At 60.0% G+C, this 12,358-nt stretch carries 14 protein-coding genes and 1 other RNA gene; 4 read left to right on the top strand and 11 right to left on the bottom strand.

All coding sequences use genetic code 11. The features are described from left to right. Positions 1-116: 116 nt before the first annotated feature. The 4 genes from AC1D09_RS11660 to dnaX all read right to left on the bottom strand — a co-directional run bounded on the left by AC1D09_RS11660 (position 117) and on the right by dnaX (position 3,595). Entirely contained in the window at positions 117-530 is a 414-nt protein-coding gene (locus tag AC1D09_RS11660; protein WP_477663325.1) for an MAPEG family protein, read from the bottom strand. Positions 531-574: 44 nt separating this feature from the next. Continuing rightward, on the bottom strand, positions 575-1,201 hold the full coding sequence (gene recR, locus AC1D09_RS11665) for a recombination mediator RecR (protein ID WP_477663326.1): 627 nt from the start codon (positions 1,199-1,201) through the stop codon (positions 575-577). A 156-nt stretch (positions 1,202-1,357) separates the two neighbouring features. Further along, the gene (locus tag AC1D09_RS11670; protein ID WP_477663327.1) at positions 1,358-1,681 is read right to left on the bottom strand and encodes a YbaB/EbfC family nucleoid-associated protein; all 324 of its coding nucleotides are present in this window, start codon (positions 1,679-1,681) and stop codon (positions 1,358-1,360) included. Between the two features lie 72 nt (positions 1,682-1,753). Beyond that, complete coding sequence (dnaX, locus tag AC1D09_RS11675; protein ID WP_477663328.1) at positions 1,754-3,595, bottom strand: DNA polymerase III subunit gamma/tau; 1,842 nt, start codon at positions 3,593-3,595, stop codon at positions 1,754-1,756. 225 nt (positions 3,596-3,820) lie between these two features. On the opposite strand from dnaX, the gene ffs reads away from it, so the two are divergent. After that, positions 3,821-3,917, top strand: an RNA gene (gene ffs / locus AC1D09_RS11680) — signal recognition particle sRNA small type. Between the two features lie 100 nt (positions 3,918-4,017). Here ffs and AC1D09_RS11685 read toward each other — a convergent pair. Further along, positions 4,018-4,392, bottom strand: coding sequence for a hypothetical protein (locus AC1D09_RS11685; RefSeq protein ID WP_477663329.1), 375 nt, complete (start codon positions 4,390-4,392; stop codon positions 4,018-4,020). Between the two features lie 726 nt (positions 4,393-5,118). Between AC1D09_RS11685 and AC1D09_RS11690 the strand changes: the two genes are divergently transcribed. Next, the gene (locus AC1D09_RS11690; RefSeq protein WP_477663330.1) at positions 5,119-5,871 is read left to right on the top strand and encodes a hypothetical protein; all 753 of its coding nucleotides are present in this window, start codon (positions 5,119-5,121) and stop codon (positions 5,869-5,871) included. 159 nt (positions 5,872-6,030) lie between these two features. Here AC1D09_RS11690 and AC1D09_RS11695 read toward each other — a convergent pair whose 3' ends face one another. Beyond that, positions 6,031-7,395 carry a hypothetical protein gene (locus AC1D09_RS11695; protein ID WP_477663331.1) on the bottom strand — a complete coding sequence of 455 codons (1,365 nt, stop codon included), beginning with the start codon at positions 7,393-7,395 and terminating at the stop codon, positions 6,031-6,033. A 204-nt stretch (positions 7,396-7,599) separates the two neighbouring features. On the opposite strand from AC1D09_RS11695, the gene AC1D09_RS11700 reads away from it, so the two are divergent. Then, positions 7,600-8,181, top strand: coding sequence for a hypothetical protein (locus AC1D09_RS11700; RefSeq protein WP_477664421.1), 582 nt, complete (start codon positions 7,600-7,602; stop codon positions 8,179-8,181). Positions 8,182-8,355: 174 nt separating this feature from the next. On the opposite strand, the gene AC1D09_RS11705 is transcribed toward AC1D09_RS11700, so the two are convergent. Together AC1D09_RS11705 and AC1D09_RS11710 are read right to left on the bottom strand one after the other, a co-directional pair. Next, a complete protein-coding gene (locus AC1D09_RS11705) occupies positions 8,356-8,646 on the bottom strand; it encodes a hypothetical protein (RefSeq protein WP_477664422.1) in 291 nt (96 codons plus the stop codon). Positions 8,647-8,767: 121 nt separating this feature from the next. After that, positions 8,768-9,244 carry a low molecular weight protein-tyrosine-phosphatase gene (locus AC1D09_RS11710; protein WP_477664423.1) on the bottom strand — a complete coding sequence of 159 codons (477 nt, stop codon included), beginning with the start codon at positions 9,242-9,244 and terminating at the stop codon, positions 8,768-8,770. 141 nt (positions 9,245-9,385) lie between these two features. Here AC1D09_RS11710 and AC1D09_RS11715 point away from each other — a divergent pair, with 141 nt between their 5' ends. Next, entirely contained in the window at positions 9,386-9,697 is a 312-nt protein-coding gene (locus tag AC1D09_RS11715; RefSeq protein ID WP_477664424.1) for a hypothetical protein, read from the top strand. On the opposite strand, the gene AC1D09_RS11720 is transcribed toward AC1D09_RS11715, so the two are convergent. The 3 genes from AC1D09_RS11720 to AC1D09_RS11730 all read right to left on the bottom strand — a co-directional run bounded on the left by AC1D09_RS11720 (position 9,683) and on the right by AC1D09_RS11730 (position 12,259). Beyond that, positions 9,683-10,225, bottom strand: coding sequence for a hypothetical protein (locus AC1D09_RS11720; RefSeq protein WP_477664425.1), 543 nt, complete (start codon positions 10,223-10,225; stop codon positions 9,683-9,685). The genes AC1D09_RS11715 and AC1D09_RS11720 overlap by 15 nt on opposite strands. A gap of 208 nt (positions 10,226-10,433) precedes the next feature. After that, positions 10,434-11,126, bottom strand: a complete 693-nt coding sequence (locus AC1D09_RS11725; RefSeq protein ID WP_477664426.1) for a Crp/Fnr family transcriptional regulator — start codon at positions 11,124-11,126, stop codon at positions 10,434-10,436. A 416-nt stretch (positions 11,127-11,542) separates the two neighbouring features. Next, entirely contained in the window at positions 11,543-12,259 is a 717-nt protein-coding gene (locus AC1D09_RS11730; RefSeq protein WP_477664447.1) for a Crp/Fnr family transcriptional regulator, read from the bottom strand. Positions 12,260-12,358: the final 99 nt, after the last annotated feature.

Here is a 12,358-nt window from a genome sequence, read left to right on the forward strand (position 1 = left end):
GATGGCACAAGCTTATCGAGACGTAAAAAAGCCCGCATCGGGGACATCCCGTGCGGGTTTTTACCAAAAATCAGGCGTTGCGGTTACCAAAGGTTACCGCGCGTAGCGCAGATGCTTCAGCGGTAAGCCGAAAGCAGGATCAGGATGTTGACAAACAGCGCGACGGCCCAGACCGCCGAGCGCGCCTTGGCTAGGTCGGCCACGTACATCATGATGTAGGCGATGCGCAGAAAGACGAACAGCAGCGCCATGATGTCCAGCCGCGTCTGCGCGGCCTGCAGCATGTGCGCGATGATCACCGCCGCGAAAAAAAACGGCAGCGCCTCAAAGGTGTTCTGCTGCGCCGCATTGGCGCGGGCGCGCCAGTCGGTCTGTTTGGCCAGCCAGCCGCGCGGGTTGTGGTTGTCAAAGCCGCCGTCGCGCCGGGGCGTGCTCATCATGCCGTACTTGGCGATTGCCGCGCAGGCGATCGGCAGCAGCGCCGCGATCAGCACACACCAGTAGGCAATGGTGAAGCGTGCGTATGTCATGTGGGTTTTCCTTCCGTATGTTGTTGTGTCGTCGCGGGCGCCCCTCAGCGCCTGTCCACCAGCGCATGGGCAATCGTGCCCAGGTCCACGTATTCCAGTTCGCTGCCCACAGGCACGCCGCGCGCCAGGCGCGTGACCTGCACGCCCCGGCTTTTAAGCGCCTGGGCAATCACATGCGCCGTGGCCTCGCCTTCGGCCGTGAAATTGGTCGCCAGGATCACCTCCTGCACCTCGCGTGAGGCCGGCGGCAGCGCCTCGCCGCGCTCGTCCTTGGGCACCACGCGGTCGAACAGCTTTTGCAGGCCTATGTCGTTCGGGCCTATGCCGTCCAGCGGGCTCAGTTTGCCCATCAGCACAAAGTACAGGCCCTTGTAGGCCAGCGTGCGCTCCAGCGCCGCCTGGTCGGCCGGGGTTTCGACCACGCAGAGCTTGCTGCGGTCGCGCTGCGGGTTCGCGCAGGTGCTGCAAAGCGCCTGCTCGGTCAGCGTGTTGCACAGGCTGCAGTGCCGCACGCTGTCCACCGCATGCTCGAGCGCGCGCGCGATCTGCAAGGCGCCGGGCTTGTCGTGCTGCAGCAGGTGAAAAGCCATGCGCGCGGCCGACTTGGCGCCCACGCCCGGCAGCTTGCGCAGCGCCTGGGTCAGGCCTTCAAGGGCATTGGAGTCAGCCATGTGGAGGGGAAAGCAGCCTGAAAAAGATAAACAACAAAGGCGTAGCGAGCGGGTTCAGGGCAAGGCGCGGGTGTCAGGCCACCGGAATGCACTTGAGGTGCATGAGGATGGCCTGATCGGGACCCGCAACGCCGCCATGAACCCGCGCAGTAGCCGTTAAAAGGGTAATTTCATGCCGGGTGGCAGGCCGGCCGTCAGCTTGCCCATTTTTTCCTGGCTGACTTCCTCGGCCTTGCGCACGGCGGCGTTAAAAGCCGCGGCCACCAGGTCTTCCAGCATGTCCTTGTCGTCGGCCAGCAGGCTGGGGTCGATCTCGATGCGCTTGACGTCGTGCTTGCAGGTCATGGTGACCTTCACCAGGCCGGAACCGGCCTCGGCCGTCACTTCCACAAAAGCCAGTTCGTCCTGGGCTTTCTTGATGTTGTCCTGCATGGCCTGCGCCTGCTTCATGAGGCCTGCGAGTTGTCCTTTGTTAAACATGGGATCTTCCTTTTGAATCGTGAAATCGGGGAATGTCGGGAGTTGGAATGCGTGCTTACAAGCTGTCTTTGATCATATCGATTTAGCCGCCAGCGGCCGTATGCTGCCGGGGACAATTTTCGCCCCCCAGTCGCGCATCATGTCCTGCACCAGCGGGTCGTTCTGGATCATCTCTTCGGCCGCGCGCTGGCGCTCGGCCGCCGCGGCGCCATTACGGCGCGCCGGGGTGTCGGTGACCGGGCCGACCTCCACCACGAGCTTGAGAGCAGGGTCGCCCACATGGGTTTGCAGCGCTACCTGCAGCTTTTCGCGCGCGGCCGCCTGGTTCAGCGATTCGCGCTCCACGCGCAGCGTCCACAGGCTGCCGTCCTGGCTGCGCAGCTCCGACTGCAGGCCCAGCTCGCGCGTGAGCGCCGCCACGGCCTCGGCCGCGACCATCTGGTTGACCGTCTGGCCCCAGGCTTCGCCCAGCGGCACGGGCACCAGCGGCGGCGGTGTGGTGGAAGGCGCGCTGGCCGGTGGGCGCGGCTGTGGCGGCGGTGCAGACTGCATAGGCGCAGGCTCGGGCATGGCCGGGGCGCTGGCGCTGAAATGGGGTGCGGGCTGCGCGCGCTCGGCTTGCGCAACGGGCGCTGGAGGCGCCACAGGCGGCCTTCTTTCGACAACCGGCGCGGCTGGTGCGGCCGGCGCGGGGGCGGCAGCCATAGGCATAGGGGCCGGCGCGGGCGCAGCGGCCCGCACCACCTCAGGCTGAGGCTTTTTTCCGGGCTCGGCGGCACCCCCCGCATGGCTGGGGGCGGCCGAAGCCGAGGGCTTGAAGGCCAGCAGGCGCAGCAGCACCATGGTCAGGCCCGCGTATTCGTCGGGCGCCAGGCCCAGCTCGCCGCGGCCGTGCAGGCACAGGCTGTACAGCAGCTGGGTCTCGTCGGCCGGCAGCACGCGCGCCAGCCGCGCCGTCTCGGCGATGTCCGGGTCGGCATCGTCGCCGCCCTCGCCCATCTCGGGCACGGCCTGCAGCACCGCCATGCGCTGCAGCACCGTCGTCATTTCTTCGAGCGTGGAGGCCGCGCTCAGGCCGTTGAGCCGCAGCGCCTCCGAGGTTTCCACCACGGTCTTGCCATCGCCACGCGCCAGCGCATCCAGCAGGCGGTAGACATAGCTGCGGTCCACACTGCCCAGCATGGTGCGCACGCTGGCCTCCTCGAGCGAACCCGAGCCGAAGGCAATCGCCTGGTCGGTCAGCGAGAGCGCATCGCGCATGGAGCCGCGCGCCGCGCGCGCCAACAGGCGCAGGGCCTGCGGCTCGGCCGGCACGTTTTCCACGCCCAGCACCTGCGTCAAATGTTCGAGCACCGTCTCGGGCGCCATGGGCCGCAGGTTGAACTGCAGGCAGCGCGACAGCACCGTGGCCGGCACCTTCTGCGGGTCCGTCGTGGCCAGCACAAATTTCAAATATTCGGGCGGCTCCTCCAGCGTCTTGAGCATGGCGTTGAAGGCCGTGTTCGTGAGCATGTGAACTTCGTCGATCATGAAGACCTTGAAGCGGCCCACCACGGGTTTGTAAACCGCCTGCTCCAGCAGCTGCGCGATTTCATCGACACCGCGGTTGGACGCGGCATCCAGCTCGGTGTAGTCCACAAAACGGCCGCTGTCGATGTCGGTGCAGGCCTGGCACACACCGCAGGGCGTGGCCGTGATGCCGCCCTGCCCGTCCGGGCCCAGGCAGTTCAGCGACTTGGCCAGGATGCGCGAAATCGTCGTCTTGCCCACGCCCCGCGTGCCGGTAAACAGGTAAGCATGGTGCAAACGCTGGGTCGCCAGCGCATTGCCCAAAGCCTGCACCACATGCGACTGCCCCACCATTTCAGAGAAATTTTTGGGGCGGTATTTGCGGGCGAGAACGAGATAGGACATATCCAGGCATTCTAAATTGCCCGGACGGGGCCCCCACGCTTTTCACTTCGCCTTCGGCTCCGTGTAATGCGCTGCCCCTTTCCTGACGAATGGGGCCGCCACGCCTGCGGCCCGGCAAAGCCGGTTCCGCGGCCCCGGCTGGTGTAAATAGCTCCGGCAGCAAAATCCGCTTCTTTGAAGGCCTACGGCACAAGGGTCATTCCCAAGTCCCTTACAATCGTGGGTGACGGGCCTTCCCGCATGGTAAAGCGGCCAACCGGGTCAGGTGGGGAACCAAGCAGCCCTAACTGTGGAGCCAGTGCCGGGGTCAAGGCTCGTCACCTTATTCATTTCAAATCCGCAGTTCTTGCGGGTTTCGAGCCCAGAGCCGCCTCCAGGAGCCTCAAGTGGGGCCGCTACAGAAACGATTTGATTGTCTGCGATCAATCTGAAATACGAGCACCTCCCGGAGCGGTCTCTTCAATCACACTATCCAATGCTTGCAAAATGGCCGTGGCAGCCAAAAACCTGACAATTCCGCGTCCCGCGCCCCCCATGAGAGCAATGCCGCAAAAGCGCAAAAGGGGTTCACTCGCTAAGCGCGGCTCCAAGGAGAACACGGGGGAGCCACTCATGCCTCTGAACTCTCCAAGGTTAAGCGGATTAGCCACCTTCAGTACATGCTGCGCCGGCTGAGGCCCTGCTTCCTGATAATGACCTGCGAGCAGTACTTGACTGGTCTCCACCAACTTGGTCTCATAGTTCACGCCATTAAGCTCGACCGGGTGCCCACAAACAAAGAAGAGCGAAGTAAACATTTGGCCCATCCAATCAGTTACTTCGGGCCTGTCTAAATTGATTATTCGGCCTAGGTCTCGGTCCCGCTGCGGAATACCTTGAATCGTTGTCTCGAAAACGTGAACATCGACTTCGTAATCATCATCTGGTAGTTGTTCGAGCCTATATCCATTAACCAAAGTAAGCGCAGAGCTAGACCCCTCAGCCGCGCATATCACGACTTGCGAAACCGAGGCATTCCCAATGACGTGCGCAGCAGTGATGGCAAACAGCCTGCGCCGGTAACCAGCTAGAAAGCACGTTCCCCAAGTCGATATTGTGGCGTCCTCAATACCGGTCCGAAACATGATGGGGCGCGCCGTGGACCGCATCCACATCAATGCATCCGGTGTAGGTGCCTCTCTAGCTGCCATGTTTTTGCGCTTGCGTGTAGACCGACTGAAGCCATGTACTCGCAGCGTCCGAAGGCTCCGTAGCCCGCAACTGAGCATCCTGCCAAAGATCCGCGGCAACCTCTTCGAGCTGCCCAGGCTCCACCGTCTGCCATCTCTCATGTAGCCGCTCGGCACACTTGGCAATCCATTGGGTTTGCGTAAGGTCGTTCATAGCCCCAGCTTACCCAAATGCTGTTTATTTGCACAGCATCCAATACCTTGATTAAGGCTAGATTCAAGGGACTCCATACCCGCTGCAGGCCAGGCAAATTATCACTATGACTTCGAAGAAGCTAGGCTTATAAAGCGTCTATGGTTACTGCCAACGTTGAACTCCATAAGCTCATGCTGTCGGCTGACAAGCTTATAGCGCTACCGCTACAAGAACGATACGTTTTTGCGCTCGCCGGTCATGTTTTCAACGAGTTGATGCTGCTTCAAAAACTTGTTCTCATAGCTCAGCCCCCAAGCGACGCACACCAGTTTGTTAAAGACGCGGCTGTCGGTTCCGCAATATTCGCGCTGCGGGTACTAGTTGGGAAAACTGAAGAAGCTATCAAAATCCTGACGAAGGACTCGGTAGAAACAGTGTTGCGCTCCCGAATGTTCAGCGGAGTCGAGGGACTGGATGCTGCCTGGACTGAAGTAATTGCAAAGTACGACACACTGCCATGGCTCACCAGTATTCGGAACAGCCGCTCCTTCCATTACATGAACTCTGGCCAGTGGGCACCTCACCTCGGTAAAGAAATTTGCCAAGAAGCTTATGTGATCGTAGGTAAGACCCACGGCAACACGTTCTTTCATTGGCACGAGATGTCTGCGGCGTTGCCAATGCTGAAACTGGTGAATGAACAAGCGCCATTTGAGGGGCTGGCCGTAATGCTTCATGAATTAGGGCTACTCCTCGGTGAGCTAAGCAGATGCATTGCGGAAGGGCTACAGGCCTATATGCATGACATTCTCACGGATGACGATGCACTCGAAGATGCCGAGGTGCTGAACTTACCCAGCATGAAGGATACGAGATGGGGATATTTCTACTGCCTGAAAGAATCGGAGTAATGTCCGATTTCATGTGTCACTCTGATGCTGCACTTGAGGGGCTTAGGGCCTCCGAAAACCCGCATGGATATTCGGTTTACAAGTTTGGACCTTGAGGTCACGACTCGTCACCGACTAAGCCAATGGTTCGCGTTGGTACGCTCTTGTCAGCCAGGCAAGTTAGGCCAAATTTAGACCTTCTGGCGGCTCCACAGCTCGATCAAACTCTTCAAGTAATGCATCCGGATCTAAGTCTCTATTCAAGCGGGTAAGCGCTTCTTCAATATTCTCTTTTGCAAAAACCACTACTTTTTGCTTCTTTAGTTGAGTTTGGTCGTAGCTAATCTGATCACGTGGCGTAGCGCAGACCAATAGCGCAACGACGCTGACACTAAGCTCAGCTTCCTTCAACCGCTTTTCAAGCACTCCCCGGCGATCCACAAGCTTTCCGATTTTTGTTGCGGTATCTGATGTCTTGACAGTGCACTCCACAATAAGAACACGCCCAGATGGACTAACCGCCACAATGTCGGGAGCCTCTGCGTCGATACTCTGCGCAGAAGAAAATCCGAGAAGATACAACAACGAGTTGATGGCTTTCTCGAATCCTCGGCTGTCTTTCTCAGGTGTTTTCAACAAGGCATCTCTAAGCTTGGGAAGCCCGGTGTCATACGCTTGAAACGAAGCGAGTTTTACGTTCCTTGATTTAGCAGGGTCTACAAACCAATGTCGCCGCACAGTATTCTTGTTGAGCGACAACATTACCAAAATCTGGACTGCATTTTTCTGCGTAATTTCCAGAAATCCATACTTGTAGCCGTCTCGAGCCTCTTGCCACCGCATTTGCTCAGATATTAAACGCCGGCCGATCCCTTCTCCTGGCACCGTTCGTATAGCTACATCGACCTTTGAAATGTCAAAGCCCTGCATTGCCTTAAAGTTCAAAACCAACTTATCCTGCCGCAGCGAACTATCGTCAAAAAGTAAATCAACTGGCGCCCCTACTCTTAAATCAATGTACGGAGCTCGGTTGCTATACCTCGGATCTGCAAGGCTAAGCCAGCCCACCAGGTCAGTGATCCCGTCAAAAGGCGGGGACGTAACCCGCAACAAATTCTCGTAATCGGCAAAATCTTGATAAGACGGCAGCGAAACTTGCTCCCCAAGAACCTGAAGATTAAGGACGCTATACCAAGTATCAGGGGCACGTACTTCCGAATAGTATTCAATCTTCGCTGGTACCTTAAGTGTCAGAGAAAGACCGTGAACGCTGATCTTCCCCGCACAGGCATTGTTGAAATACTCCAACATATCAGCCACTGATTGAGATGCCAGCTCAATCTGACCTGCATACAAATTCCCAGCCACTATTTGAAAGTTTCGATCAGCGTTCGCAGCGGCGGGAATTGCCGCTATAAGTGCACTAAGAATCTGCAACTCATCACCATGCTTAATGGCCAAATATCGCACGTGCAATGAATGCCCATCGCAAAGCCACTTCTCTACGGCTGCAAAAAAAACTGTGTACTGCTGCTGATGACTCATAGTTGTTCCCGTAGATAGTGTCGGCAACTCGACTAAGACTTCCCGCCGTCAATCACAATGAGCCCCAAGAGTCCTTTCGCTTACGACTCCATCCCGCCCACGAGACTTTCTCACAAGTAGTACCTAGCCTATAAGATACCCCGAAGATCGCTCACTACGGCGTCAATTGGCTGAGCCAATCAACCATTTCCTTTGACTACGACCTTGCCGCAATCCATCTTCATCGATAACAACATTTGGGACTTCCTCTTTGCGCGGAATCTAGATCTGTCTGTCGAATTACCTTCTTCGAGGTATTCGATTGGAATTACTCGCGAAGCTGAGTTTGAAATACCTCCAATCAAGGAGCGAAACCCCGAGCTTGAATTGTTTATTGAGCAGCAACGAGCTAAGTGCAAAGTAGTTGTAGACACGTACTTCGGATTTGAAGAGTCAACTATTCCGAGTGATGAGCAAAGAGTAGCTGGCTTCGGTCACGGTCGATGGGCAAGCCAGAAAGAAACGGAATTTATAGCAGCGCAGAATCGGAAGATGGCGAACCGCAACAGACGAAAAAATGAAAAAACCAAGTTGCACAAAGAAGAAGCAGATGTTGCATTAGCGGCAAGGTCCTTTGATTCGATAGTGCTATCTCTTGACGCAAAGGAAGGGCCGATCTTAGATGCGCGTAGGAGCGGGGGACAAGTTGTCTTTTTGACGAATTTTGACGCGAGGGGGAAATCGCTCAAACAATTCATTGACGATGAGCTCCAAAACCTCTCAGCTGAACTCAGTCTTTCCAGCTAGCGCACTTCCCATTCGGTTTCCGATATCCCGGTCCGCCTTTGGACCCGCACCCCCCACCTCCGCTGCCGCCGCTACGGCCCCCGGAACTCCTGCGCTTCCCGCCGCTTCGGCCCTTCGCCACCGCCTCGTTACCAACCAGAGCAGCCACCACCCACGCGGCAAACAATCGCCGCTTCACTTCTTAGTCCCCTCTTTGCCGGTATAGGGATTGGTGTTTCCCTTGTGCGTGTAGTTGTCTTGGGTGGTCGAGTTGGGATTGGTCGCGTGGCTGGGCGCGACATAGGTGCCGTCTTTTTTGGTGTAGCTGTGGATCGAGTGGTTCTGGCTGTTCACATGCCCGGAGGAACTGTGATGGGAGGAGGTGCTGGAGTGACTTCCCGAGCTGAGATGCCCACCGCCACCGCCTTTTGCGTAAGCCCCTAGGGAAATGGTGCAAAGCACCAAAAGAATCAGAGTTGTTTTCATGCGCGTATCCCATGTCGCCCGGAATGGGCTCCCTGAGTCTGCGCTTTAGTGGGATGGCGGGCATCATCTACTTGGACGAGATGATGGAGAAACCGGGGGTTTTCCTGGGGCCCTGGTTCCGCTACAGCCGCTGCTCCACATGCCGCATCAGCCCCTCGCAAGCATCCTCCACCAGGTCCAGCACATGCTCAAAGCCGTCCTTGCCGCCATAGTAGGGATCGGGCACGACCGGGCTGTCGTGCTTTAAACAAAACTCGGTGAGCCTGCGCACCTTGTGTAAATGCGCTGCGGGACATTCGTCCTTGATCAGTTCCAGGTTGTCCCAGTCCATGGCCAGGATCAGGTCGTGGCGCTCAAAATCCGCCTCCGAGATCTGCCGGGCCCTCAAGCCTGAGAGGTCATAACCCCGCCTGGCCGCATGGGCCTGGGAGCGCTCGTCGGGCGGATTGCCGGGGTGGTAGTTGTGGGTGCCGGCCGAGTCGACCTGCACCTGGCCGCCGAGGCCGCGCGCCATGACTTTGTGCAGAAACACGCCATGGGCCGTGGGGCTGCGGCAGATATTGCCCATGCAGACAAAGAGGACGGAATAGGGTTTCATGTGAGGGGTGTGGGCCGGAAACTGCCCTGCGAGGCCGGCCTTGCGGCCTTAATCTACCAGAGCGGTTTCGGGTTTTCCGCCTCGCCCCGCGCTCACCCGAGCCGCCAGGCATGCCGAAAGGGCCATAGCCACAGCCACCCCATGCGTATACAGTCCACTGAACTAGAGGACAACAATGCCATGCTGATGACCTGCATAGGCGGCCCGCTTCACGGGCTGCAAGTGGGACTTGCCGACGACGCCCGGGTGTATGAGGTGCAGGACGGCAAGCCGCGTGCGCGTTATTTGCGGCAGGTGCCGTCGCAGCACTACGACCCGCAAACGGGCAACGCGGGCTCCACGGCCTTCTTTGCGCTAAGTTCGCTGAGCGGGATGGAGGTGACGAACCTGATCATCACCCACCTGGAAGGCTTTCGGCCCCGGGTTTTGCCGGTCGCGTCAAAGCCCGTCTGACGCACCCGCGTCCACACCCGGCAAGAAAGATCCATCGAGTGCGGCCGGCCGGCTGGCCTGCATCCCCGGCACCACGGCCGCGGGGTGGTCGCGCTCGGCGCGTTCCTGCATGAGCGCCAGGTGCAGCTGGTGCAAGGCGTCCACGCACTCCAGCACGATGGACTGGACCATTTCCGCGGCCTCGCCGGCCTGCGACCTTTGCGGGGCCGCGAGCTTTTCACCGACGCTGAGCATCAGCCTGACCATGACGGCGCGAAACAGCAGGTCCCAGTCGGTGATCGCGATGTCCAGCGGGTAGTCGGGCAGGAGCGCCTCAAACTGCCGCGCGCGGCGCGAAGCGAGAAGGGCATCGTGGCCGCGCTCGCCGTCGCCTGCGGCCCAGTCGCGCAGGACGTCCAGCACAGCGGCGCTGGCACCGGGCACCTCACGCCGGGACTCCGTCAGGAACCCGGTTGAATTCAGCATGGCCAAGGCCGAGCGTGCCAGCAGCTTGGGGTTGGGGGCGGGTGAGGAAGCAAGTCGGATCATGACAAACCTCGCGAAACAGGGCTGCCGCATGGCGCTGCGGCAAGAAGCGGATGATGCGACCCAACCCGGCCCGGTTGGGCTGGGTTGGGTTGGACGATCACCTTTGTCCTTTGTAGGAGGTCTAAACCTGCCCGTCGGTGCGCTGCCGCACATGCGGGGCAAAGGTTTTGAGGGCCGCGGCGGAAAGTGGCCTTTCCCAGTACAGGCGTCAGTGCAGCAGCTGGGCGTAAGTCTGCCGGTCGGTCGCGTAGCAGCTGCAGGTCGCGGCTTCCAGGCCGGGGCGGTCCAGCACCGTCACATCGCCGCGGTGGTATTCGATGAGGCCGCTGCGCTGCAGGGTATTGGCGGCAGCCGTGATGCCGACCCGGCGCATGCCCAGCATATAGGCCAGGAATTCGTGCGTCACGTGGAAGTGGTCGGAATGCGCGCGGTCCTGGCTCATCAGCAGCCAGCGGGCCAGGCGCTCGGTGGTCTGGTGAAAGCGCAGGCAGGCGGCCGAAGCGGCCTGCTGCGCCATCAGCACATAGAGGTAACGGTTCATGCCGCGCTGCAGCGGCAGGCTGCGCGCCAGCTCGAGCCGGAAGGCCGGTGTGCCGATTCGCCAGGAAGCCCCGGCCCCCTGCACCACCGCATGCAGCGGCGCGGTGACGACGCCCAGCGCGAGTTGCGCGCCCAGCATGCCTTCGCGGCCCACCATGCCGACTTCCACCCCGGGGCTGCCTTCGACCAGGGCCACCAGCGAGACGAAGCTGTCGACGGGGAAGTAGACGTGGCGCGTGGGTTTGCCCGGCTCGCAGAGCACCTCGGCCAGCACGAGTTCTACCGGCTCGCAGACAGCCAGCAGGCGCAGGCGGTCCTTGCGGGGAAGGCGCTCGATGAGGTGGTTTTCGACAGGGGCCAAAATGGCTCTCCAGTTAAGAACCTGTTCACGGCCTAAACGGCGCCGCGCAAGCACCTTCTCGGGATGGGATGCAAGGCGCGGTGCGCCAGCCCATAGCATCGCTATGGGCCAGCGCCGCAACGCCGCAGACCGCCCGAGAAGGCGCTTGCCCTCTGGGTTGGGGTGAAATCGGGCGATTGAGCCACCCAGGCCCTTGCATGGGCATTAGCCCATGCGGCGTTCCCGGCCGGCCCACTCATCCCGATTGCACCCTAACGCGGCTCCGTTTAGGCCGTGAACAGGTTCTAGGACATCCCGGATGTGCCGGGCCAATGACAAGGCCGCGCTACTGTCGTCAGTTCAATTCGGTTCCCCAGTATGCACGACGCGCAGCACATCGCACCGTGTGCCAGCGCACACAGCCCGCAAGCGGGCCGCTAGGCCGCGAGCTCGTCGGGCAACAGCCGGTCGTATTCCTTCTTGACCACGGCATAACACTCGCAGGTGCGTTGCTCCAGGCCCGGGCGGTCCAGCACGGTGATGCGGCCGCGCGAGTAGCGGATCAGCCCGAGGTGTTGCAGCTTGAGCGCGCCTTCGCTGACGCCCTCGCGGCGCACACCCAGCATGTTGGCGATGAGCTCCTGCGTCATGACGAGTTCATTGCCCTGCAGGCGGTCAAGGCTCAGCAGCAGCCAGCGGCACAGCTGCTGGTCCAGCGAATGGTGGCGGTTGCACACGGCTGTCTGCGCCATCTGCGTGATCAAGGCCTGGGTGTAGCGCAGCAGCAGGTGCAGCACCGGCGCGCGCTTGAATTCTTCCTTGATGGCCTCGGCCTTGAGGCGAAAGCCCTGGCCGGCGCTTTGCACCACGGCACGGCTGGGGGTGGATTCGCCGCCCATGAAGAGCGAGATGCCGACCACGCCTTCATGGCCGACCACAGCGATTTCGGCCGAGGCGCCGTTTTCCATCACATAAAGCAGGGAGACGATGGCCGTGGTGGGAAAGTACACATGGTCCAGCGTGCTGCCCGATTCGTAGAGCACCTGGCCCAGCGGCATGTCGACCCACTCCAGTTGCGGCGCCCAGCGCTGCCACTCTGCATCCGGCAAGGCGGAAAGCAGTTGATTCTTTCTGGGGTCGGGGGAAAGGCTGATTGCGAACTCCGAAGCGGGCCTGGTTGTGAGCAGGCCTCTGGCAGAGGTCTCGCACCATCGTCGAAGTATAGGCAGTAAAGGTGTTCCGGTATGTACGCT

The sequence above is a fragment of the Polaromonas sp. P1_A2 genome, from assembly GCF_056406895.1.

What these genes read in the sequence shown, in the direction of transcription:
- AC1D09_RS11695 (WP_477663331.1), bottom strand. Translation starts at nt 7,395, where the DNA reads ATGAGTCATCAGCAGCAGTACACAGTTTTTTTTGCAGCCGTAGAGAAG.
- AC1D09_RS11660 (WP_477663325.1), bottom strand. Translation starts at nt 530, where the DNA reads ATGACATACGCACGCTTCACCATTGCCTACTGGTGTGTGCTGATCGCG.
- AC1D09_RS11720 (WP_477664425.1), bottom strand. Translation starts at nt 10,225, where the DNA reads ATGATCCGACTTGCTTCCTCACCCGCCCCCAACCCCAAGCTGCTGGCA.
- AC1D09_RS11685 (WP_477663329.1), bottom strand. Translation starts at nt 4,392, where the DNA reads ATGTTTACTTCGCTCTTCTTTGTTTGTGGGCACCCGGTCGAGCTTAAT.
- recR (WP_477663326.1), bottom strand. Translation starts at nt 1,201, where the DNA reads ATGGCTGACTCCAATGCCCTTGAAGGCCTGACCCAGGCGCTGCGCAAG.
- AC1D09_RS11690 (WP_477663330.1), top strand. Translation starts at nt 5,119, where the DNA reads ATGGTTACTGCCAACGTTGAACTCCATAAGCTCATGCTGTCGGCTGAC.
- AC1D09_RS11710 (WP_477664423.1), bottom strand. Translation starts at nt 9,244, where the DNA reads ATGAAACCCTATTCCGTCCTCTTTGTCTGCATGGGCAATATCTGCCGC.
- AC1D09_RS11715 (WP_477664424.1), top strand. Translation starts at nt 9,386, where the DNA reads ATGCGTATACAGTCCACTGAACTAGAGGACAACAATGCCATGCTGATG.
- AC1D09_RS11670 (WP_477663327.1), bottom strand. Translation starts at nt 1,681, where the DNA reads ATGTTTAACAAAGGACAACTCGCAGGCCTCATGAAGCAGGCGCAGGCC.
- dnaX (WP_477663328.1), bottom strand. Translation starts at nt 3,595, where the DNA reads ATGTCCTATCTCGTTCTCGCCCGCAAATACCGCCCCAAAAATTTCTCT.
- AC1D09_RS11705 (WP_477664422.1), bottom strand. Translation starts at nt 8,646, where the DNA reads ATGAAAACAACTCTGATTCTTTTGGTGCTTTGCACCATTTCCCTAGGG.